This is a genomic window from Achromobacter sp. GbtcB20 (assembly GCF_019091095.1).
Classification (GTDB): Bacteria; Pseudomonadota; Gammaproteobacteria; order Burkholderiales; family Burkholderiaceae_B; genus Achromobacter; species Achromobacter mucicolens.
Window position 1 is genome coordinate 1 of the sequence record NZ_JAGXJZ010000854.1, and the last position, 239, is coordinate 239.

At 73.2% G+C, this 239-nt stretch carries 1 pseudogene; it reads left to right on the plus strand.

Going from position 1 to position 239, the window contains the following annotated elements:
* Positions 1-239: pseudogene (locus KVT32_RS31395) on the plus strand (glycosyltransferase); the annotation flags it as partial.

The window sequence follows — 239 nt, forward strand, 5'->3', positions numbered from 1 at the left end:
AGGCCCCCCCTTGGCCGACCCCGCCGTGCTGGTCTACCTCGGCTCGCTCGGCCAGCTGCAATCCAGCCACCAGACCCTGGCCGTCACCCTGCAGGGTTCGCTGCTCGCCTATTTCCTCTACCGCGCGGTGCGCTACATCGAGAGCGCCAGCCCGCGCAATGCCGCCCTGGTCGGCCTGTCGCTGGGCGCCCTGACGCTGACGCGCGGCCCGCTGTCGCCGCTGGTCCTGGTGGCCGCGC